This is a genomic window from Bradyrhizobium sp. NBAIM14 (assembly GCF_020193895.1).
GTDB classification, from domain to species: domain Bacteria; phylum Pseudomonadota; class Alphaproteobacteria; order Rhizobiales; family Xanthobacteraceae; genus Bradyrhizobium; species Bradyrhizobium yuanmingense.
The window spans coordinates 363511-386112 of record NZ_JADYVQ010000002.1 but is presented as its reverse complement, the minus strand read 5'-3'; the positions used below and the strand labels follow the sequence as shown (position 1 = coordinate 386112).

The window sequence follows — 22602 nt, the reverse complement described above, 5'->3', positions numbered from 1 at the left end:
AGATTCCCTGCGCGTTCGGCGCCGTCCCGTGCGGCAATGCCGCGCGGTGCTCAGGAGTGCCAGAAACCAAGCGTCAGGCCTGCAAGTCGAGTTATTGACAATCAGGGCGCTGGCCTTACCACCACGACAAAAGCTGAAGGGAGCGCCCTGATGACGAGTGGCTTGCGCAAGGGTCTGACGAGCTATGGCGATGCCGGTTTCTCGCTGTTCCTGCGCAAGGCGTTCATCAAGGCCATGGGCTATTCTGACGACGCGCTGGAGCGCCCGATCGTCGGCATCACCAACACCTATAGCGACTACAATCCCTGCCACGGCAACGTCCCTGACATCATCGAAGCCGCCAAGCGCGGCGTGATGCTGTCGGGCGCGATGCCCTTCGTGTTCCCGACCATCTCGATCGCGGAGAGCTTTGCGCATCCGACCTCGATGTACCTGCGCAATCTGATGGCGATGGACACCGAGGAGATGATCCGCGCCCAGCCGATGGATGCGGTGATCGTGATCGGCGGCTGCGACAAGACGCTGCCGGCGCAGGTGATGGCCGCGATCAGCGCCGACCTGCCGACCGTGGTCATCCCCGTCGGGCCGATGGTGGTCGGTCATCACAAGGGCGAGGTGCTGGGGGCCTGCACCGATTGCCGCCGCCTCTGGGCGAAATATCGCGCCGGCGACATGGACGATGCCGAGATCGAGGCGGTGAACGGCCGGCTGGCGCCATCGGTCGGCACCTGCATGGTGATGGGCACGGCCTCGACCATGGCCTGCATGATCGAGGCGATGGGCCTGTCGCTGCCGATGAGCGCGACGATTCCCGCGCCGCATGCCGAGCGCTTCCGTCTCGCCGAGGCCAGCGGCAAGGTTGCCGCGGAGATGGCCAAGACCAAGGGTCCGAAGCCGAGCGAAGTGTTGACGCCGGCCTCGTTTAGGAACGCGCAAGTCGTGCTGCAGGCGATCGGCGGCTCGACCAACGGCCTGATCCATCTCACCGCAATGGCGCATCGCTCGCCGCACCGGCTCGACCTCGCAGCGTTCGACCAGATCGGCCGCGAGGTGCCGGTGCTGGTCGATCTCAAGCCGTCCGGCGAGCATTATATGGAGCACTTCCACCACGCTGGTGGCGTGCCGAAGCTGCTGGCGCAGCTCGGCGATCTCGTCGACCTCGATGCCAAGACCATCAGCGGCCAGACGTTGCGGGAGATCGCGGCGAATGCGGAGGACGTGCCGGGCCAGGATGCGATTCGTCCGCGTGATAATCCGATCAAGAAGGAGGGCGGCCTCGCCATCCTGCACGGCAATCTCGCCCCGCGCGGCGCGGTCATCAAGCAATCCGCCGCCAGCCCGAAGCTGCTGCAGCACACCGGGCGCGCCGTCGTGTTCGAATCCGTCGAGGACATGACCTTGCGGGTCGACGATCCCGATCTCGACGTCAACGCCGACGACGTGCTGGTGCTGCGCAACGCCGGCCCGAAGGGCGCGCCGGGCATGCCGGAAGCCGGTTATCTGCCGATCCCGAAGAAGCTCGCGCGCGGCGGCATCAAGGACATGGTGCGCATCTCGGATGCGCGCATGAGCGGCACCGCGTTCGGCACCATCGTGCTGCACATCACCCCGGAATCCGCCGTCGGCGGGCCGCTGGCGCTGGTTGAGAACGGCGACATGATCCGCCTCGATGTGGCCAAGCGCAGCATCGAGCTCTTGGTTGACGCCGCCGAGCTGGAGCGGCGCCGCGCTGCGTTGAAGCCGGTGGCCGCGCCGGAAGAGGCGCGGCGCGGCTACGCCTGGCTGTTCAACGAGACCATCCTGCAGGCCGACGAGGGCTGCGATTTCGACTTCATGCAGAGGAATGGCCCCGCGAAGGGCTGAGCCACCGACCGCAGGGATATCGCATTTGAGAGCTTTCCCTGCGGCCATCCTTCGAGACGCCCGCTTTAGGCGGGCTCCTCAGGATGAGGACGGAGTGCGCGGCTACAGTTTCAACGGGCGCTGACGCTGATTAGCCTCATCCTGAGGAGGCGCGTCAGCGCCGTCTCGAAGGATGAGGCGTGCGCGCAGGCCGCCGCCACAGGTCATATGCGATAGCCTCGGCACCGATCGTTTGGCCGCTACTTGCTCTTGCTCGTGAACTTCTTCACGGCGGTGCGGAACGCTTCCGTGTTCATCGCCATGATGATCTTGTGCTCCTCGGCATCGAGCTGCTGCTTCACCGGCGTGGTCGCCGCTTGATAGACCAGCTGCTTGGTGCCGGCGATTGAAGCCGGCGGGTTCTGCGCGAGACGCTCGGCAAGTTTTCGCGTCGCGGTCTTCAACTCGGCCGCGGGGACGGTCTTGGCAACCAAGCCCCATTCATAGGCCTGCTGCGCGGTAAAATTATCCTCGGCGAGAAAGATCTGCAGCGCCCGGCGGGAGCCGACCGTGCCGACGATGCCGACCGTCGAGCCGCCGTCCGGCGACACCCCGATCTTGGCATAGGCCGGCGTGAACTTGGCATCGTCAGCGGCGATGCAGAGATCGGTGACGAAGGCGAGGCCCATGCCGGCGCCGGCGGCCGAGCCGTGCACGCTCGACAGCGAGATCTTCGGCATGCGCCTGATGATCTCGATGAAGGCGTGATAGTGCTTCAATAGCTCGCCGACGACGGGCGTCACCGTGCCGGCTTCGGCGGCGGCCCCGATCGTCTGCAGGTCGCCGCCGGCGCAGAACGCGCGGCCTTCGCCTTCGAGCACCACGACGCGGATGTCGTCGGCGCCTTCGATATAGGTTGCGAGCTGCTCGAGCTTCTGGGCAATCGCAAGATCGATCGCGTTGAATGCGGCAGGGCGGTTCAGCGTGATGGTCGCGATCGGGCCGTCGACCTTGAGCAGGGCGGGATCGTCGGGCTTTGAGACGGGAGCGGTCATCTTAAATTCTCCGGCAGGAGGTCGAGGCTCGAACTAAATCGCAGAAGGGCAGGGGTGACAATCCCCGAACCACCGCTCTTGCGCCGGGCGGAACGATAGGCTCAAATGGAGCCGCTTTCGCCAAGGGACGGACACGAGCGCCGGCTCCTCGCAAGGCCAGCAAGCAAAATCAGCGAGAGAGGAGGCGGCATGGGTCACGCTCGTGTCTTCCGGAAATGGGCTGTCCGATGACTGGCCCGGTGATCATCGTCGGTGCCGGCCATGGCGGCTACCAGATCGCGGCATCGCTGCGCCAGGCCGGCTTTGCCGAGCGCATCTGCCTGATCAATGACGAGCCGCATCTGCCCTATCAGCGGCCGCCGCTGTCCAAGGCCTACATCAAGGGCTCCGCGGGCCCGGAGAGCCTGATGTTCAGGCCTGAGAAGTTTTACCAGGACCAGAGCATCGAACTGATCGCCGGCCGCGCCGCCTCGATCGACCGCGCCGCGCGTAAGGTGCATCTCGCATCCGGCGAGACGCTGGACTATTGGCACCTCGTGCTGGCGACCGGCGCGCGCAATCGCCTGCTCGATTTGCCCAATGCCAATCTGCCCGACGTGAAATATCTGCGCATTCTCGATGACAGCGAGGCGCTGCGCGCGATCATGCCGTCGAAGACGCGCGCCGTGATCATCGGCGCCGGCTTCATCGGCCTCGAATTCGCCGCGACCGCCCGCATCAAGGGCCTCGAGGTCGACGTGCTCGAGCTCGCCCCGCGTGTGATGGCGCGGGCGGTGACGGCGGAGGTCTCCGAATATTTTCAGGCGCGCCACCGCGAGGCCGGCATCCGTATCCATCTCGGTGTGCAGGCGACCTCGATCGAAGCCGAGGCCGGCAAGGTCACCGGCGTGTCCTTGAGCGACGGGCGGCATCTGCCGGCCGACCTCGTCGTGGTCGGCGTCGGCGTGCTGCCGAACATCGAACTCGCGGCCGAGGCAGGGCTGCCGGTCGCCGCCGGCATCATCGTCGATGAATATCTGTCGACGGCTGATCCCAACATTTCGGCCATTGGCGATTGCGCGCTGTTCGCAAGCCCGCGCTTCGGCGGATCGCTGCGGCTGGAATCGGTGCAGAACGCCACCGATCAGGCCCGCTGCCTCGCATCAAAGCTGACCGGGGATAAGAAACCGTACGACAGCCATCCCTGGTTCTGGAGCGATCAGGGCGACGACAAGCTCCAGATCGCGGGGCTGACGACCGGCTACGACCGCGTCGTGCTGCGCGGCGATCCCGCCAAGAAGGCATTCTCGGCGTTCTGCTATCACGGCGACAAGCTGCTCGGAATCGAATCCATCAACCGCGCCGGCGATCACATGTTCGGCCGGAGATTGCAGGCTATGGACCGCTCCATCACGCCGGAGCAGGCCGCGGACGAGAGCTTCGACCTCAAGAGCGCGCTGGCATGAAGTTCTTCTCCCTCTCCCCGTTCTTACGGGGAGAGGGCTGGGGTGAGGGGCTTTCTCCGCGCATAGGATAGCAGTCGGACTCGCGGAGAGTCCCCCTCACCCGGAATTTGCTCTCGCAAATTCCGACCTCTCCCCGCAAGCGGGGAGAGGCGAAGAGGCCTCTACAGTATCGCCGCCACTTCCGCCCCCGTCGGCATCGACGGTCCGGCGCCCATGCGCTGCACGCTGATCGAGGCGGCGGCATTGGCGAACGTCAGCGCCTCACGCAACGGCGCGCCATCAGCGAGTTGCGCGGCGAGCGCGCCGACGAAGCAGTCGCCGGCGCCGGTGGTGTCGAGTGCCTTCACCACACGGCCGGCCACCGAGATCTCCTCGTGCCCGGCGAGCGCGAGCACGCCGCGCTTGCCGAGCGTGACGCAGATGGTCTGGTCCTCGCGCGCCTGAAGTTTTCGCGCGACATCGATGATGCGGCCGGCCGCGTCGCTCTCGGAGAGCTCAACGCCGGCGAGGAAGCCGAGCTCGGTTTCGTTCAGCACGAGGATGTCGACCAGCGCCAGCAGCTCGCCCGGCATCTTCTGCGCCGGCGCCGGGTTCAGCACGGTCACTGCCCCCGCCGCGCGGGCGCGGTGGAAGAAGGCAGCGATCGTCGGCAGCGGAATCTCGAACTGGCTGACGGCGACGTCGCCCTTCAGCAGCGGCACGACCTTGACGTCATCAGCGCCGACCAGCCCGTTCGCTCCGGGAACGACGACGATGGTGTTGTCGGCCTCGGCCACCGTGATGATGGCCGTCCCGGTGTGCGCCTCGGCCATCTCCACGACATAGCCGAGGTCGATGCCCTGGTCGCCGAGAAAGGCCTTCAGCTCAGCGCCCAACGAATCCCTGCCCAGCCGCCCGATCAGCGTGGTCCGCGCCCCTAACCGCGAGGCCGCGACCGCCTGGTTCGCGCCCTTGCCGCCTGGGAAATACAGGACCTGGCGGCCGGCGACGGTCTCGCCGACGCGCGGATGGCGATCGGCCGTGGCCACCACATCCATGTTGATGCTGCCGGCAACGAAGACCCGCCCCATCTCTTTCTAGACCCTGACCTCGAACTCGTGCCTGACCTTGGCGATATCGACCAGCGTCGGCAAGCCGGCCTCGTTGCCGAGGCGCTGGATCTTGTAGGTCGAGGCGGCGCGGGCAAAGTCGAAATGCTCGCGCCAGCTTTTGCCGGGATGGGCGAGGTAGGAATAGACATAGGCGCCGTGGAAGACGTCGCCAGCGCCGTTGGTGTCGATCACGCGCTCGCGCGGGATCGGCATCGCCGGCATCACCTGCACCGTCCCGGTTTCGTCGTACCAGAACAGGCCCTTCTCGCCCATGGTGACGCCGCCGATCTTGCAGCCGCGGCTCTTGAGATAGTCGAGCATCTTCTCCGGCGTCAGATCCATCTGCTCGCACAGGCGCTCGGCGACGATGGCGACGTCGATGAATTCCAGCAGCTCATGGGTGTTGGTGCGCAGGCCGCCGCCGTCGAGCGAGGTCAGGATGCCGGCCTCGCGGCACACCTTGGCGTAGTGGATGGCGGCATCCGGCTGGTGGCCGTCGACATGCAGCGCGCGGCAGCCGCCGAGATTGAGCATCGGAAAGGGGTGGATGTGCTCGTCGTCGCGGCAGCGGACGATGGCGCGCTTGCCGTCCTTGGGCATGATGAAGGAGAGCGAGGACTGGTTGACCTTGCGCCCATGCAGCGAGATGCCGTACTTCGCGCACATGTCCTGGAACATGCGCCCCAGCCAGTCATTGGCTGCGGTCGCGATCAGGTCCGGCACGATGCCGAGCTTGGCGCAGCAGAACGCCGCCGTCACCGCATTGCCGCCGAAGGAGACCGCGTAGTCACGCGCCACGTGCTTCTCGTCGCCGGTCGGCATGTGGTCGGTGATGAAGACGACGTCGATATAGGTCTGTCCGATGAAGAGAGCCTGCATTGCTTGTCCGTGATGCGCTTGTGGTCCCGGCCGGCGAGATTACTCTAGCACCGGTTCCGCTCCGGAGGGACGCTGAAATTATTCGCAAAACTGCCGCCCGAAGCGCTTGAGGTCAGCATGGTCCGGGAATACGACCATCACTGGCCTATGCCAAGCCCGGACAAACGCCGTCTTTCGCTCCCGGGGTTCCCCGTCCACAAAAAGGGTGCAGAATGATCACCGGCCTCGATCACATCGTCGTTCTCGTAGGCGATATCGGTGCGGCCAAGGCGGCCTATCAGACGCTGCTCGCCCGCGCGCCGGCCTGGCAGAACTCGGGCGAGGGCGCCGACCGGGTGCTGTTCACCCTCGACAACATGACCATCGAGCTGATGGCCCCTCACGGCTTCAGCGTCACCGCCGACCGCATGCGCGCACTGCTCGGCGACCAGGAAGGCATGCTCGCCAGCCTGTGCTTTCGTGTCGCCGACATCGGCAAGATGCACCGCCGGCTGGAGCGGGTGGCCCTGAGGCCTGATACGGTCGCCGAGGTCGAGAGCAGCGACGCCGCCACCGACGCCGTGCTGCACTGGAAGCGCACGCGGGCCGCCACCGAGCTGACGCGCGGCGTGCGCATGTTCTTCCTGGAGCTGGCCGACGAGCGTCCGAAGTCCGCCGTGACCGACATCGCGCCGATCGAGGGGCTCGACCACGTCGTTGTCACCACGGAGGATTCCGAGCGCGCCGCCGCGCTCTACGGCGCCCGGCTCGGCCTTGATCTCGCGCTCGACCGCTCGCACCAGGATTGGGGCCAGCTGATGTTCTTCCGCTGCGGCGACCTCATCGTCGAGGTGGTGCGCCGCCCGGTCGCGGGCGGCGATGCCGCGCATGACCGGCTCTGGGGCCTGAGCTGGCGGGTCGGCGACATCGACGCCACCCGCGCCCGCCTGATCGCGAGCGGACTCGACGTCTCGGAGGTCCGCACCGGCCGCAAGCCGGGGACGCGCATCATGACCGTGCGCAACGGCACCTGCGGAATCCAGACCGTGCTGCTGGAGCGTTCGCCGAAGCCGGTGGAGTGATTCTGTCATTCCGGGGCGATGCGTAGCATCGAACCCGGAATCCATTTCGCGGCTGACTCTGCCGCCCAATGGATTCCAGGCTCGCGCCAAGAGGCGCGCCCCGGAATGACGAACATTCTCAAACTCACGCTCGCGTGCTACACGCGTCTTGTCGGCACCCAGCGAGCACCCGGTTTGGCGAAGGCAAAGCGAACTCTGAAATGGCAGCGTGACCCCGAGGGGATGCGGCTGCGCATTCTCGAAGCCGCCAAGCAGGAGTTTTCCGCCCATGGCCTTGCCGGCGCGCGCGTCGACCGCATCGCCGCCAAGGCCGGCGCCAACAAGCGCATGCTGTACTATCACGTCGGCAACAAGGACGAGCTCTATCTCGCGGTGCTCGAAGGCGCCTATGACAAGATCCGCAGCGAGGAGCGGGGGCTCGACCTCGAACATCTCGATCCGCCCGAGGCGATCCGCCGCCTGATCGAGTTCACCTGGAACTACTTCCTGCGCAATCCCGAATTCCTCTCGCTGCTGCAGACCGAGAACCTCGCGCGCGCCAAGCACCTGAAGAAATCGACCAAGGTCAAGTCGATGCACTCGCCCTTCGTCGAGATGATCCGCACCGTGGTGCGCCGCGGCGTCGACAGCGGCGACTTCCAGGTCGCGGTCGACCCCGTGCAGCTCTACATCTCGATCGCAGCGCTCAGCTTCTTCTATCTCTCCAATTCGGCAACGCTCAGCGTGATCTTCGGCCGCGATCTCCTGGACAAGAAGGCCAAGGAGGAGCGGTTGGCGCATATGGTGGGCCTGGTGCTGGCCGCGCTGACGGGGCAATCCGCGGCGCTGTTCGAGATCGCGAAGACGCCGAAGTCGCGCGCCGCGGTCGTGCAGGCGGTGTAGCCCGTAGCCATGATGGGGCGCCTTGCTCCGTCATTGCGAGCGCAGCGAAGCAATCCAGACTGTCTCCGCGGAAAGATTCTGGATTGCTTCGCTGCGCTCGCAATGACCACGTGGAGGCGCGTGCACCTCACTCCGCTCCCGTGCCCCGACGCAGCGCAGCAACGCTTACATTGCAGCGCGTCCGGGACACGGAAGGCGATAGTCCCGTCCCCAAAAGCTCCCGGAACCCCGAGCACAAAACGTCACAGGGAAAGCTCTGGACAGTATTTATCCAACGGGTTAATTTCTCCCCATAACGAAGAAGACTGCCGGGAGTGAAAATTGGCCGAGCCGAAGCCGCAAAACGCTGTTTCCAAGCTGCTGAATGCAGCCTGGGTTCGGCCGTTCTTGTTCCTGGTCTTCATCGTCGTCGCCTGGGATCTCGCGATCCGGCTGTTCAGAATCCCCGCGTACCAAATCCCGGCGCCGCTCGACGTCGTCGCCGTGCTGCGCACCGAATGGCCGGAGCTGCTGCGGCAGTCCTGGCCGACCACCTATGCGACCGTCTGCGGCTTCCTGCTGTCGGCACTGTTCGGCATTCCCGTCGCGATGCTGATCGCGGGTTCGAAGACGGTGGAAAGCTACGTCTATCCGCTGCTGGTGTTCTCGCAATCCGTGCCCAAGATCGCGATCGCCCCGCTGTTTGTGGTGTGGTTCGGCTTCGGCATCATTCCCAAGGTGATCTCGGCGTTCCTGCTCGGCTTCTTCCCGGTCGTGGTCTCCGCGGTGCAAGGCTTCAAATCGGTCGATCCCGATATGGTCGATCTCGCCCGTGCCATGCAGGGCAGCCGCCTGCAGGTGTTCCGCGCGGTGAACCTGCCGCATGCGCTGCCGGCGATCTTCTCCGGTCTCAAAGTGTCGGTGACGCTGGCCGTGGTCGGCGCGGTGGTCGGCGAGTTCGTCGGCTCCAATTCCGGCATCGGCTACGTGATGCAGCGCTCGATCGGCACTTTCGACCTGCCGACGATGTTCGCGGCGCTGGTGATCCTGGCGCTGCTCGGCGTGGTCCTGTTCTGGATCGTCGACCGGGTCGAGAAGCTGGTCATTCCCTGGCATGTCAGCCAGCGCGAGGACGTGATCTTTGCATCCTGACTAAAGCAACGAGCGGCCACCAACGGCCGACGCAACCAACGGCAAGGGAGAGAAACGATGAAGCGGTTGATTGGAGCTGCATCCTTAGCACTGATGGCGTTCGCAGCCATGCCGGCGCAGGCAGCCGACAAGGTCGTGCTGATGCTGAACTGGTACGTCTATGGCGAGCACGCGCCGTTCTATTACGGCAAGGCCAAGGGCATCTACGCCGCCGAAGGCATCGAGCTCGAGATCCAGGAAGGCCGCGGCTCGGCTGCGACCACGCAGGCGGTTGCCGCCAAGACCGCGGACTTCGGCTATGTCGACGTCCCCACCATGATGCGCGCCGCGATCAAGGGCGCGCCCGTGGTCGCAACCGGCGTGCTGCTGCAAACGAGCCCGATGTCCGCCATGGGCTTCGCCGACAAGAACATCAGGAAGCCTGAAGACATCAAGGGCAAGACGGTGGCGATCACGCCGGCCGATTCCATGACGCAGATCTGGCCGCTGTTCCTGAAGAAGACCGGCCTGAAGGAAAGCGACTTCAAGACCGTCGCCGGCGACGGCCAGACCAAGCTCAACGCCGTCATCAACGGCCAGGCGGATCTGTTGCTCGGCTACGTCATGGATCAGTCGATGAAGATCAAGGACGCGACCGGCAAGGATGTCTATCCGATCAAGTTCGCCGACTACGGCATCAACATGGTCTCCTCGGGCGTCATCGCCAACACCGACTACGTGAAGGCCAATGCGGACCTCGTCCGCCGCTTCATGTCGGCGACGACCAAGGCGGTCGAAGCTGCCGAGAAGGAGCCGAAGGCGGCGGCGCAATCGATCCTCGATGCCAACCCCAAGGGCGGCAAGATCGACACGCTGACGCAGGGTTTTGAGCTGACCATCCCGCTCTACCGGACCGCGGAGACCAAGGGCAAGCGGCCGTTCCAGGTCACCGACCAGAACATGACCGAGACCGTCAACCTGCTGGTCGAATATGGCGGCCTCGATGCCAAGGCCAAGGAGAACCCGAAGGCCTTCTACACCAGCGATTACCTGCCGAAGAGCGGCTCGTGAAACCTGCGACTGTCATGAGTGAAACCGCGCAGTCGGCCGCTCATCTGAGACTGGTGAGCGACCGGGCTGCCGGCGATGCGTCGGGCATCAAGCTGTCGGGCGTGTCGAAGACCTACCGGACGCGCGACGGCGATGTGCCGTCGCTGCGGCCGCTCGACTTCCACATCAATGACGGCGAGTTCTTCGTCGTGGTCGGCCCTTCCGGCTGCGGCAAGTCCACGCTGCTCAAATTGATCTCGGGCCTGCTGGCGCCGACCACGGGCGAGATCCTGGTCGAGGGCCAGAAGGTGACGACGCCGCACGGCAATGTCGGCATCGTGTTCCAGAACGCGCTGCTCTTGCCCTGGCGCAACATCCTCTCCAACGTGATGCTGCCGATCGACATGAAGCGGCTGCCGCGCCAGGAATATCTCGACCGCGCCAAGTCGCTGCTGAAGCTGGTCGGCCTCGAAGGCTTCGAGAAGAAGCTGCCCTGGCAGCTCTCCGGCGGCATGCAGCAGCGCGCCTCGATCTGCCGCGCGCTGGTGCACGATCCGAAGATCATGCTGATGGACGAGCCGTTCGGCGCGCTCGACGCGCTGACACGCGAGCGCATGAATGTCGAATTGATGCGGATCCAGCGCGAGACGAAGAAGACCGTGCTCCTGATCACGCATTCGATTCCGGAGGCCGTGTTCCTCGCCGACCGCGTGCTGGTCATGACCGAGCGCCCCGGCGCGATCGCCGCGATCTACGACGTGCCGCTGCCGCGCCCGCGCTCGCTCGACGCGATGGCCGACCCGGTGTTTACGGAGCTGGTGCAGCGCATCCGCAAGCATTTCTTCTCGCAAGGGGCGTTGGACTGAAACCATGTCCCCCCGCCTGAAGCTGCGAGACATCGCCTTCTTCGAACGTCCCGTGCAGTTCGCGCGGCCGTTCCGCTTCGGTGCGATCACGATCAACGCGACGCCGCAGCTGTTCGTGCGGGCCGAGATCGAGGTCGAGGGCCGGGGTACCGCCGTCGGTGCCAGCGCCGAGCTGCTGGTACCAAAGTGGTTCGACAAGCGGCCGGAGCTGTCGCCAGCGCAGACGGTGGACGAGTTGCGTCGCTCGCTGGAGATCGCGCGCGGACTCTATCTGGCACGGACCGGCTTCCAGACGGCGTTCGATCTGCATGCCTCCTGCATCGGTGCCCAGATCGCGACCTGCGCGAAGGAGAACATTCCGGGGCTGGCTGCGGCCTATGGCCCGGCGGAGATCGACAAGGCCATCCTCGATGCGCTGCTGCGCGCGATAGGGACCAGCTTCTATGAAGGAATGGCCGCGAACATCGCCGGCATCGATGCGCGGCTTTCTCCTGACCTGAGCGAGCGGGACATCAGGACGTTTCTCGCCGGCCGGGTGCCGCTGGCGCGTGTTGCCATCAGGCATACCGTCGGCCTTGATGATGTCGTCGAGGGTGAGGGCGGCATTGCCGATCCGCGCGAGAATACCGGCGCGCGCTTTTTCAAGCTCAAGCTGTCCGGCGATCCGGCTGCCGATGCGGCGCGGCTCGCCCGGATCGGCAAGCAGCTCGACACGCTTGGACGCGACTACAAGGTGACGCTCGATGCCAACGAGCAGTATGCCGATCTCGCCGCGTTACAGGCGCTGATGGACGGGCTCAATCGCGACGCCGCGCTGCGCCCGATTGCCGCGCGCCTGCTCTATGTCGAGCAGCCGATGCCGCGCGACATTACGCGGCGAACGCCGCTCGGCGCGCTGGGCACACGCGGCTTCATCATCGACGAAGCCGACGATTCCTACGACGCGTTTCCGGCAGCACGGGCGCTCGGCTATCGCGGCATCTCCTCGAAATCTTGCAAGGGACTTTACAAGTCAATCATCAACGCCACGCGTGTGGCGAAATGGAGCGCGCAAGGCGAAGCCTTCTTCATCACTGGTGAGGACCTCACCTGCCAGGCCGGCCTTGCCGTGCAGCAGGATCTTGCGCTCGGTGCCTTCATCGGCGTCACCCACGCCGAGCGCAACGGCCACCACTACGTCGATGGCTTCGGTGAAACGCCCATAGCAGAAGCTCAGGCCTTCGCCGCCGCGCATCCCGATCTCTATGCCGATGCCAGGCGGGGCATCCGGCTCTCCATTCACGACGGCGATCTCCTGACGGGATCGCTTCATTGCGCGGGCTTCGCCTCGTCGGTCCATCCGGACTGGTCGGCATTGCGCCCGCTCGCCCAGCCAAGATCTCAGGAGCAATTGGCATGACCACCCAACGCCTCGGCCTCATCATGAACGGCGTCACCGGCCGGATGGGGCTCAACCAGCATCTGATCCGCTCGATCGTCGCGATCCGCGACCAGGGCGGCGTGCGCCTGAAGAACGGTGACCGTGTCATGCCCGACCCGATCCTGGTCGGCCGCAGCGCCGACAAGGTCGAGGCGCTGGCCAAACGCTACAACATCACGCGCTGGACCACCGATCTCGATGCCGCGCTAGCCGACAAGAACGACACCATGTTCTTCGACGCCGCGACGACGCAGGCCCGTCCCGGCCTGCTGACCCAGGCCATCAACGCCGGCAAGCACGTCTATTGCGAGAAGCCGATTGCGACGAATTTCGAGGAAGCGGTCGAGGTCGTGAAGCTCGCCAATGCCAAGGGCGTCAAGCACGGCACGGTGCAGGATAAGCTGTTTCTGCCGGGGCTGAAGAAGATCGCTTTCCTGCGCGATTCCGGCTTCTTCGGCCGCATCCTCTCGGTGCGCGGCGAGTTCGGCTATTGGGTGTTCGAAGGCGGCTGGCAGGAGGCGCAGCGGCCCTCCTGGAACTATCGCGACGAGGATGGCGGCGGCATCATCCTCGACATGGTCTGCCACTGGCGCTATGTGCTGGACAACCTCTTCGGCAACGTCCAGAGCGTCAGCTGCATCGGCAACACCGACATCCCCGAGCGCTATGACGAGCAGGGCAAGAAGTACAAGGCAACTGCGGACGATTCCGCCTACGCCACATTCCAGCTCGAAGGCGGCGTCATCGCCCACATCAACATGTCCTGGGTGACGCGCGTCTATCGCGACGATCTCGTCACCTTCCAGGTCGACGGCACGCTCGGCTCGGCGGTCGCGGGCCTCACCGACTGCATGATCCAGGCGCGGCAGGCGACACCGCGCCCGGTGTGGAATCCCGACGAGAAGCGGCTGCACGACTTCTACGGCGACTGGCAGAAGCTGCCCGACAACGTCACCTACGACAACGGCTTTAGGGAGCAATGGGAGATGTTCATCCGCCACGTCTACGAGGACGCCCCTTACAAGTTCACACTGCTCGAAGGCGCCAAGGGCGTGCAGCTCGCCGAATGCGCGCTGAAGAGCTGGAAGGAGCGGCGCTGGATCGACGTCGCGCCCATCAAGGTGTGACATTCCGATGCTCATGATTTCGTCATCGCGAGCGAAGCGAAGCAATCCAGACTGCCTCCGCGGAAAGACCCTGGATTGCTTCGTCGCTTCGCTCCTCGCAATGACGGAGAGAGGACCAAAATGAACAAGCCCGTCCAACCAATGTCATCCCTGTCGCTGAAGCTCCCCAAGCCCGATCGCTCGATCGAGACCTATCGGCTCGCGGCCTCGCGCACGTTCCCCGCAAAGCTCGAGGGGCCGCTGAACCGCATCGCCTTCTCGGCCGTGCACACCGTCGCCGATCCCTTCGCCGAGAACGATCCCTGGCTGTCGGCCGCCATCGACTGGGACAAGACCATCGCCTTCCGCGAGCACGTCTGGGACCTCGGCCTCGGCGTTGCCGAAGCCATGGACACCGCGCAGCGCGGGATGGGGCTGGATTGGCCCACCTCGCTGGAGCTGATCACGCGCTCGGTCGCCGCCGCCAAGCGCCGCAACGCGCTGGTGTTCTCCGGTGCAGGCACGGATCATCTCGCAGTGGAGGACGCGAGAAACCTCGACGACGTCATCCGCGCCTATGAGGAGCAGATCTCGGCAGTGGAGAAGGTCGGCGGCCGCATCATCCTAATGGCCTCGCGGGCCCTGGCAAAACTCGGTCGCAATGCCGACGATTACGCCAAGGTCTATGACCGCGTGCTTTCGCAGGTCCGTGAGCCCGTGATCATCCATTGGCTCGGCGACATGTTCGATCCGGCACTGGCGGGCTATTGGGGCACCAACGATCTCGACAAGGCCATGGACATTGCCGTCGCCATCATCAACGGCAACGCCGCCAAGGTCGACGGCGTCAAGGTTTCGCTGCTCGACAAGCAGCGCGAGATCGACATGCGTCGCCGCCTCGACAGCCGCATCAAGATGTACACCGGCGACGATTTCAACTACGCGGAGCTGATCGCCGGCGATAGTGAAGGTTTTTCACACGCGCTGCTCGGCATCTTCGATGCCATCGCGCCGGCGGCGTCCTACGCGCTGTCGCGGCTGGCGGCAGGCGACGAGGCCGGCTTCCACGACGTGCTTGGCCCGACGGTCCCGCTGTCGCGTCACATCTTCAAGGCGCCGACGCGCTTCTACAAGACCGGGGTCGTGTTCATGGCCTATCTCAACGGACACCAGGATCACTTCACCATGGTCGGCGGACAGCAGAGCACGCGTTCGACGTTGCATCTCGCCGAGCTGTTCCGTCTGGCCGACCAAGCCGGTCTGCTCGCCAACCCTGAACTCGCGACGCAACGGATGAAGACCGTATTGGCCACCCACGGGATCGAATCCTGATGCGCGATTTCTCGTCCGACCATCGCTGGCTGTCGCTGAACACGGCGACCGTCCGCAAGCAGGGTGACCTCGTCGCCATCATCGAGGCCTGCGCGAAGCACGGCATCCGAGCCATCGATCCCTGGCGCGACCAGGTCGCGAACGTCGGTCTCGACCGCGTCGCGCGCGCGGTGCGCGAGGCTGGCCTTGATCTCTCTGGCTATTGCCGCGGCGGCATGTTCACCTCGGATGTCTCGCGCCGGGGCGAAGTGCGCGACGATAACAGGCGCTGTGTCGATGAAGCCAAGGCACTGGGCGCGCCCTGCATCGTCCTCGTCGTCGGCGGCCTGCCGCAATATTCGCGGTTGGGCAGTGAAGCTTCGAAGGATCTGGTGGCAGCGCGCGGGCAGGTCGAGGAAGCGCTCGCTGACATGCTCGACTACGCGAGGCAAGCCAAGCTGCCGTTGGCGATCGAGCCGTTGCACCCGGCCTATGCGGCCGACCGCGCCTGCGTGAACACAACCAAGCAGGCGCTCGATATCTGCGACCGGCTCGACCCCGGCCGCACCGGCATGCTCGGCGTCGCGCTCGACGTCTATCACATCTGGTGGGATCCGGAGCTGATGGACCAGATCGCACGCGCCGGCCGGGACCGCCTGCTGGCGTTCCATGTCTGCGACTGGCTGGTGCCGACCAGGGACATCCTCAACGACCGCGGCATGATGGGCGACGGCGTCATCGACATCAAATCGGTGCGTGCAGCGGTCGAAGCGCAGGGCTTTGCCGGCTATTCCGAGATCGAGATTTTCTCCACCGATTGGTGGGGCAAGCCGATGGACGAGGTGCTTCGCACCTGCATCACGCGGCATAGGACGGTGGTGTAGTTGCCTCGAGTGTCTCGTGAAAAGTCAGACGATTGCGCTATCATCGATTTTTCCGTTGAATCTCGGACTATCACTCGTCAATTCGATCTGCGAAGCTCCAACGACACAAATGCGCTTGCAACCAAGCAGGCGCGGAGGGAGGTTCGCAGTGGAGAAAGTGCGACGCTTGCGTGCGATGAGCTCACTGTGCCGGCAACAGGCCGCGTACAACAGCATGAACAAATGGAAGCTGCTCGCAGAGGCAGAATACTGGGATCATCTGGCTGACCTCGAGCTGTCTTCCCATTTCCAACAATGCAACGCCATTGTCTCGAATGAGGCCCAGCAGTCTCGATCGATCACAAACGCGAGTGATGCTGGGTCGACGACGATTTCCGTCGCGTGAGATCAGAAAGGCCGTGAACTCATGAAAGGAAGAGCTCTGAGTGCAGATCGTTCAGAGCATGACTGCTTGTGCCCCGACAGCGGAGTTGATCCGTGTCAGTTCCAATAACGCAAGTAGAAGGTTACCGTGTCACCCGTGTGCTTGCTGTCCGCCAACGTCTGGAGTTTGGAAATGCGCGATCATGATCGGGAAAGCTCCTCCATGAGCGCCTTGGCGGAACGAAGGTCCGGCGTTTCGAAGCCTTCCGTAAACCAGCCGTAAACCGAGCCAAGAAGGCACCGCGCGTCGGCCCTCCTTCCCTGGTCGCGCCAAAGCCGAGCCAAACTCATTGCGGCACGTAATTCAAAGGACTTTGCGCTCTGGCTTTGGGCGATCTTGAGCGCAGTTTGCAAATACCCCTCGACCTCGTCAGCTGGAGCACCACGACAGCGGTGCAGTTCACCGTCGATGCATGCAAGTTCTGCCTCCCACATATGCTCGCCGCTGCGCGCAGCAAGGGCCTTTGCCTCGGCAAGGGTAGCGACGCCGTTGTCGTGGTCACCTAAGTTGAGGTAGGTGGCCGCGAGCATCCACAAGTACCGAACCTGGTACCAACTGGCCCCGAGCCTGTTCCGCTCGTTCAGACTGAGGCGCATGAGCGCCAGGCCGGCCTCTACGTTGCCCTCTTGCGCCATTGCCCAGCCCCGCAGGACGAGGCCGCTCACGCGCCAATAGTTCAAGCTGTTCTGATCGGCGAGATGGATGATGGTGTCGGCATGCGCATGTACGGCCGCCACGTTCCCAATTAGCTCCGCAAGAGCCGCCTCGCCATAGACCTGCACATGCGCGGTAAGGTTCGTCTGATTCAACTCCATAGCGTATTGAGATGCGGCACGGCTAGTCCGCTGAGCCTGTTCGGGGTAACCAAGAACCCAAAGCACAATCGCCAAGTAGGGTAGCGCAGAGGCCTTCGGGTCATGTACGTAGTGCACAGGCGGCGGCCGATGCTCCTCTGGCTGATAGCGACTCAGGATCGTTTCGAACTCCGAGCGTGCGGTCAGAAAATCACCGGCATGCATTGCGGTGAGCGCGGCCAGACGATGCGTAGCCAATTCCAGTGCTGTGTGCCCGGTGCGCTCAGCGGCGCGCTGCGTTTCGGCAACGAGGCTCTGCATGGCAGCATAGTCGCCGCGCACGAAGTGGAAGATGAATTTGCCGCTAAGGGTGGAGAACAACGCACCCGTGTCGTCGAGTTCATAGCAGAGCGCATGAGCCCTGCTGAAGGCTGTGCCAAGCTGCGGAGCCGTGTATCCGTGGATGGCAATCAGTGGACCTCCGATTGCCGTTTGCAGAGCGAGTTCCTGACGATCGCGCTCCGGCCCTGGTGGATTGGACTTGAGTGCCTCCAGCCCCCTTGTGAGATGAGTGATCGCTTCGAGATTGGCGGAACGCCCAGCCGCAATGCGGCCGGCCCGCAGCCAGTAGTCCACCGCCTTTCCTGCCAGTCCACCCTCGGTGAGATGTAGAGCGATTGTCTCCGGCTCCGCCTCCGCACGGGGAGGGTAATGTTGTTCGAGAGCTGCAGCTATGCGGGCATGGATCTGCTGCCGCTTGCTCTTCAGGAGACTCTCGTGCGCGATGTCCTGCACCAGCGCATGTTTGAAGCTGTAGGCAACATTCGGAGGTACGCCACGACGGAATATCAGTTCCGCGGCCAATAGATCAGTGAGAGCATGCTGGAGCGCGTGCTCTTCGAGTGCCGTTACAAGGCGCAGAAGATCGTGTCCGAATTCGCGTCCGATGCAAGCTGCAATCTGGGCAACTTCCTTGACCGGCGCCAATCGATCGAGGCGGGCCATCAAGGAGTCCTGCAGCGTCGTCGGGATCGCCAGCGGCGGTAGTGGGCCGATCAACTCATAGCGGCTGCCCTGATCTTTGAGCAGCCCGGATTCGACGACGGCCTTGGTGAGCTCCTCGACGAACAACGGCACGCCGTCGGTCTTGGCCAAAATCTGCTCAAGCACCTCCTGAGGGAGCATTTTGCCGCCCGTGATCCGGTCAACGACTGCCGCCCCTTGCCTACGTCCCAGCCGGCTTAGAAAGAGCGCTGTCACATGTCCATGACCCGTCCAGCGCGGAATGAACTCGGGCCGGAAGGTAACGATCATCAAAATTGGAAGTCGCTGCACCTCGTCGACGAGCCGATCGAGGAATTCGAGCATAGTAGGGTCCGCCCAATGGACGTCCTCGTAGACGGCAAGCACTGGCTGTCTTGCCGCTAAGCCTTGTATCTGTTCCAGAAGGGCCTGGAAGGTTCGCTCCTTCTTCTGGTGCGGACTGAGTGCGAGAGGCGGGTATCTCTCCCCGGTCGGGATTGCCAAGAGATCCGCGAGAACCGGCGCGCTCTCATGCACATTGTCCGCACCAAGCGCGAGCATGGCCTCGAGTTTATCGAGCTGTTCGTCGGAAGCGTCCTCCCGCCGTATTGCCGCTGCCCGTTCAAGGAGGCCAACGACGGGATATAGAGCGGTGTTGGTATGAAATGGTGAACAGAAATGACTCAGCGGCGTGTGCGGCACACGGGCGACCTGGTCCCGTAAGGCTCGCACGAGCCGCGACTTGCCAATGCCGGCTTCGCCGCCGAGCAGGACGATCTGTCCTTCCCGCTCTTTCGCCCGCTCCCAGCGATCCAGGAGCAATGCAAGTTCTTCATTCCGTCCGACCAGTGCGGTCGTTGCCAAGCCATGCCGAGCCTCGAACCTGCTCTCTGCCGCGCCTTCACCAATGACAAGCCACGCCTGCACCAGTTCCGGGAAACCTTTGAGAGGCACCGTGCCGAGGTCGCGGTACGTGAAAGCTTCGCCGAGTAGGCGGCGGGTCGATTCCGCAATCACCACATCACTTGGGTTGGCCAGATCTTGCAGTCGGGCGGCTAGGTTTGGTGTTTCGCCGATGACTGCGCGCTCGCGAGCCTCTCCCTCGCCAATCAGCTCGCCGACCACGACCAGACCGGTTGCGATGCCGACGCGAGCGGCGAGCGCTGCACCACCCGGTTCGGTAAGGGATGCGACCGCCTTGGTCACTCGAAGCCCGGCGCGAACGGCGCGCTCCGCCTCATCTTCGTGCGCCCGCGGCCAGCCAAAATAAGCGAGAACGCCATCGCCGAGGAATTTGGCTATGTGGCCTTCGAATCGGTCGATCTCGCCCACCACGGTGTTATGGTAGGCCTGCAAGAGGTCACGCAACTCCTCGGGATCCCGCCCTGAAGCAAGTGCCGTCGAGCCGACCAGGTCGACGAACATGACTGTGAGCTGTCGACGCTCCGCGTCCGAAGGGATCGATGGCTTCGCGTAGTCGGCAGGTCCATTGGCGTTGACAGCCACCGGGGTGATCGGCGCAGCGAGTGCATGGATTGCCTTTAGCACAGCCTTGCGTGGGCCGAGTGGCAAGCCAAGCTCCCGCAGGTCGGCTTCGGTCAGTTCTGGCAAAATTTCGGACGTGATTTCAGCGTCACAAAAGGTCTTTATGTAGCGCTCCAGCCCGAGACCGCGAAGCCATTGCGCGATATCCACGACAAGCCTCCTCGTGCCGGATCAGGCGACGGTCAGCTCAATTGAAAGTATGCAACTTCAGCTTCAGCGAACCATCTGCCTGACGCTCAAACACGTGGGTTGCGATCCCGCCTGCAGGTTGGCTGGCGCCATCCGCTGTCTTACCGTTGGCGCTCCAATGGGCCGTGCCGTAGACGATCTTCTCATCTCCGCCGGCGTCGATGACGACCAACCTGTGATCGGTGAATCCGCTTGAAAACAGCCCAGCAAAGAAGCTCTCGATCTCTGTCGGACCGGATATCACCTGATGCGTTGGCGGCAACAATTTGGCGTCTGGCACGTAAGTCGCCGCGATAGCCCTGGCATCTGCTTTGTTGAATGCTGAATCCCACGCGGCGTACGCCGCAGCAATGTCGTGTCTTATGGAGGAAGCTAAGGCTGTCATGATCCCTCCCTCAAACGCGGGCTTGCTTTCGTTGGAGAACGATAACGTCACCTGACGTCGTTCGACCGCTGCAAACTGCAACGAGGGAACGCGACGCCGCCTTCATTGGGCTGCGACCTGTTGCAGTCTGTTGAAGCGCGCCTTCTGCTCGCTGCTCAGCGTGGCATAGAACTCGTCCAGGGCGGGTTCGACCAGCTTGGCGGCCGTCAGCATGGCCTCGAGCCGATGCTGCATCGTCTCCAGCCGTCCGACAGGTGTCAGCGGCGCATCGTTCGGACAGGCCGCCTGTAGGCCCTCAACGCCCTTCGCCGTCGCTTCGCTGAGGCGGTCGAGCGCCTCCTTCTGCTTGCCGGCTGGGTGGAGCACAGCCTCGATCCTCTGGATCGGCAACTGCGTCAGCCCGGACTTCGGATCGCCACAGCCCTCGCTACTCGCCTCCTGCTGCTGCGGCGAGCGCTCGCCGACATTGGGGCCAAGCGCGTTGAAGCGGGCCTGCTGCTCGTCACTGAGCGAGTTGTAGAAATTCTCCAGTGCCGGTCGAACGATCTTGACGGCTTCAAGCGTCGCGCTGATGCGGTTCATCATCGCGCGCAAGCGGCCAGGGGGAGTCAGTGCATAAGTCTCCGCGCAGGAATCCTTGAACACACCGGCAGCGTTGGCCGCCGCGGTCTTGAGCTCGTCCAGCAATGCGCGTTGCTCCGGCGTCGGCCGCACCGCCTGTGCGATATCGGCAAGCGGCCAGGCGGTCACGCCCTTGTCCGGCGTGGCACACAATTGCTGAAGCGTCTGCGGGCTCACGCTGGCACGCTGGCGCGCGCGGTAGCCGCCGCCGGCTTGAGGGTAGTCATACGAGTTGGTGCTGGCATAAGCGGAGTAGGGGCCGTCACCGCCCCAGAACACGGTGTCGACGAAGTCGTCATAGGCGTACGCCCAATATCCGGGCTCGTAGCCATACGACCAGAATGTGTAGTTGAAGATGTCGGAATAGGCGTAAGGCCAGAACACGGGCCCAAGCCAAGCCACGAACACCGCGGGATGACGGTGACGCCAGGCCTGCCGGGGTGCCCAGCCGCTTTGGCGCGTGACGAGAGCCGCTTGGGTCAGCGCAGTGGACTGCTCGCGGAAGCGTTCCGCAAACCGTCCGCGCTCGGCGGCCGGCGCAGCGGCTGCAAGTGCCGGAGCGCGCTCCGCCGGAGCCTGCAGCCCAAGCCGCTGCTGGCGCGCCAGGTCAATTTGCTGCGCGCGCTGCTCTCGGCCAAGCAAGCGGTTTTGCGCCTGGAGCATTCGCTGCTGCGCCCGTTGCGCTTGCACGCCTTCGGGCTTTTGCGACTGCAATTGCTGCACCCGCTGCTGCAGGCGTTCGATGCGGGCCTGGCGCTCCGTCGTCTGGCGCGACAGCATGTCGCGCTGCCGCTGCTCGACGTGCTGCGAGCGCTGTTGCACGCGTTGCTCGCGCTCAAGAAGACGGCTCTGCGACTGCAGCAGCCGTTGCTGCCGTTGCTGCGCCCTTGCGCCTTCCGGTTTCTGCGATTGCAGTTGCTGCACGCGCTGCTGCAAGCGGTCGATGCGGTCTTGGCGTTCCGCGGATTGGCGCGAAAGCATCTCACGCGGCGGTCCCGAACGCTCGCTCACGGCCGGGGGTGCACTTGGGCGCGAAGGGGCGGCGATCTGCGGCGTCGGCCGCGGCGCCATGGCCGGACGTTGCGGCGCTGCCGGCGGGCGATGGATTTCGCGCCGGGGCGCTGCCACCTGCGGGGCGGCTCGGGGGGCACTGATTTGTGGGGTCGGACGCGGTGGCGGTGAGGCGATGTGGGGCGCCGGACGTGGCGCCATCGCCGGTCGCTGCGGCATGGCTGGCGGCGCGGCGGGACGCGCCATGGCTGGCGGAGCCGGACGCGCCATGGCTGGCGGAGCGGCCGGACGTGCCATGGCTGGCGGTGCTGCTGGCGGTGCGGCTGGACGAGCCATAGCCGGTGGTGCTGCCGGTGGTGCTGCCGGGCGGGCCATGGCCGGTGGTGCTGATGGCGGCGCTGCGGCTGGTCCTGGTGGTCCTCCACCCCGTCCGTGTCCGAGAGGTCCCTGGGCTGGCGCGCTCGTCGTCAGCATCGAGACGCCAACCAAAACAGCCGTCAGGCAAACGCCACGCGGAAGCATGATCCTAGCTCCCAACTCGTAATCGCCCACGACTTTCAACGCACAGACTGTGGAATCGTTCGTCCTTGGTCACAGCCGGCATTGCG

18 protein-coding genes are annotated in these 22602 nt (G+C 64.4%); 12 read left to right on the top strand and 6 right to left on the bottom strand.

From position 1 onward, the window contains the following. The first annotated feature begins 150 nt into the window (after nucleotides 1-150). The gene (locus I6F28_RS07470; RefSeq protein ID WP_225139604.1) at nucleotides 151-1863 is read left to right on the top strand and encodes an IlvD/Edd family dehydratase; all 1713 of its coding nucleotides are present in this window, start codon (nucleotides 151-153) and stop codon (nucleotides 1861-1863) included. A 239-nt stretch (nucleotides 1864-2102) separates the two neighbouring features. Here the strand turns inward: I6F28_RS07470 and I6F28_RS07465 are convergent, their stop codons facing one another. After that, entirely contained in the window at nucleotides 2103-2897 is a 795-nt protein-coding gene (locus tag I6F28_RS07465) for an enoyl-CoA hydratase/isomerase family protein (RefSeq protein ID WP_036004639.1), read from the bottom strand. A 227-nt stretch (nucleotides 2898-3124) separates the two neighbouring features. Between I6F28_RS07465 and I6F28_RS07460 the strand changes: the two genes are divergently transcribed. After that, nucleotides 3125-4342: an NAD(P)/FAD-dependent oxidoreductase gene (locus I6F28_RS07460; RefSeq protein WP_225139603.1), complete on the top strand. Its 1218-nt coding sequence runs from the start codon at nucleotides 3125-3127 to the stop codon at nucleotides 4340-4342. 161 nt (nucleotides 4343-4503) lie between these two features. Here I6F28_RS07460 and I6F28_RS07455 read toward each other — a convergent pair whose 3' ends face one another. Beyond that, nucleotides 4504-5412 (bottom strand): ribokinase, encoded by a 909-nt coding sequence (locus tag I6F28_RS07455; RefSeq protein WP_109144532.1) that lies wholly within the window; start codon nucleotides 5410-5412, stop codon nucleotides 4504-4506. Nucleotides 5413-5418: 6 nt separating this feature from the next. Beyond that, complete coding sequence (locus I6F28_RS07450; RefSeq protein WP_057027031.1) at nucleotides 5419-6312, bottom strand: sugar kinase; 894 nt, start codon at nucleotides 6310-6312, stop codon at nucleotides 5419-5421. 212 nt (nucleotides 6313-6524) lie between these two features. Here I6F28_RS07450 and I6F28_RS07445 point away from each other — a divergent pair, with 212 nt between their 5' ends. The 9 genes from I6F28_RS07445 (at nucleotide 6525) to I6F28_RS07405 (ending at nucleotide 16002) form a co-directional block, all read left to right on the top strand. Next, entirely contained in the window at nucleotides 6525-7373 is an 849-nt protein-coding gene (locus I6F28_RS07445) for a VOC family protein (protein WP_225139602.1), read from the top strand. Between the two features lie 174 nt (nucleotides 7374-7547). Beyond that, nucleotides 7548-8255, top strand: a complete 708-nt coding sequence (locus I6F28_RS07440; RefSeq protein ID WP_193375190.1) for a TetR/AcrR family transcriptional regulator — start codon at nucleotides 7548-7550, stop codon at nucleotides 8253-8255. 321 nt (nucleotides 8256-8576) lie between these two features. Beyond that, nucleotides 8577-9386: an ABC transporter permease gene (locus tag I6F28_RS07435; RefSeq protein ID WP_036004651.1), complete on the top strand. Its 810-nt coding sequence runs from the start codon at nucleotides 8577-8579 to the stop codon at nucleotides 9384-9386. Between the two features lie 57 nt (nucleotides 9387-9443). After that, nucleotides 9444-10436 (top strand): ABC transporter substrate-binding protein, encoded by a 993-nt coding sequence (locus I6F28_RS07430; RefSeq protein WP_109144529.1) that lies wholly within the window; start codon nucleotides 9444-9446, stop codon nucleotides 10434-10436. A gap of 14 nt (nucleotides 10437-10450) precedes the next feature. Next, on the top strand, nucleotides 10451-11281 hold the full coding sequence (locus tag I6F28_RS07425) for an ABC transporter ATP-binding protein (RefSeq protein WP_192893460.1): 831 nt from the start codon (nucleotides 10451-10453) through the stop codon (nucleotides 11279-11281). A gap of 4 nt (nucleotides 11282-11285) precedes the next feature. Next, the gene (locus I6F28_RS07420) at nucleotides 11286-12680 is read left to right on the top strand and encodes a hypothetical protein (protein ID WP_225139601.1); all 1395 of its coding nucleotides are present in this window, start codon (nucleotides 11286-11288) and stop codon (nucleotides 12678-12680) included. Further along, nucleotides 12677-13828 (top strand): Gfo/Idh/MocA family protein, encoded by a 1152-nt coding sequence (locus tag I6F28_RS07415; protein ID WP_225139600.1) that lies wholly within the window; start codon nucleotides 12677-12679, stop codon nucleotides 13826-13828. Before I6F28_RS07420 ends, I6F28_RS07415 begins: the two co-directional genes overlap by 4 nt. Nucleotides 13829-13948: 120 nt before the next feature. Next, nucleotides 13949-15139: a dihydrodipicolinate synthase family protein gene (locus I6F28_RS07410; protein ID WP_225139599.1), complete on the top strand. Its 1191-nt coding sequence runs from the start codon at nucleotides 13949-13951 to the stop codon at nucleotides 15137-15139. Next, entirely contained in the window at nucleotides 15139-16002 is an 864-nt protein-coding gene (locus I6F28_RS07405; RefSeq protein ID WP_225139598.1) for a sugar phosphate isomerase/epimerase family protein, read from the top strand. Before I6F28_RS07410 ends, I6F28_RS07405 begins: the two co-directional genes overlap by 1 nt. A 564-nt stretch (nucleotides 16003-16566) precedes the next feature. Here the strand turns inward: I6F28_RS07405 and I6F28_RS07395 are convergent. The 3 genes from I6F28_RS07395 to I6F28_RS07385 form a co-directional block, all read right to left on the bottom strand. Further along, a complete protein-coding gene (locus I6F28_RS07395; protein WP_225139596.1) occupies nucleotides 16567-19938 on the bottom strand; it encodes an AAA family ATPase in 3372 nt (1123 codons plus the stop codon). Between the two features lie 37 nt (nucleotides 19939-19975). After that, entirely contained in the window at nucleotides 19976-20362 is a 387-nt protein-coding gene (locus I6F28_RS07390; RefSeq protein ID WP_051056878.1) for a YybH family protein, read from the bottom strand. Nucleotides 20363-20464: 102 nt separating this feature from the next. After that, entirely contained in the window at nucleotides 20465-21994 is a 1530-nt protein-coding gene (locus I6F28_RS07385; RefSeq protein ID WP_225139595.1) for a Spy/CpxP family protein refolding chaperone, read from the bottom strand. 167 nt (nucleotides 21995-22161) lie between these two features. Here I6F28_RS07385 and I6F28_RS07380 point away from each other — a divergent pair, with 167 nt between their 5' ends. Beyond that, nucleotides 22162-22332 (top strand): hypothetical protein, encoded by a 171-nt coding sequence (locus I6F28_RS07380; protein ID WP_225139594.1) that lies wholly within the window; start codon nucleotides 22162-22164, stop codon nucleotides 22330-22332. The last annotated feature ends 270 nt before the right edge of the window (nucleotides 22333-22602 follow it).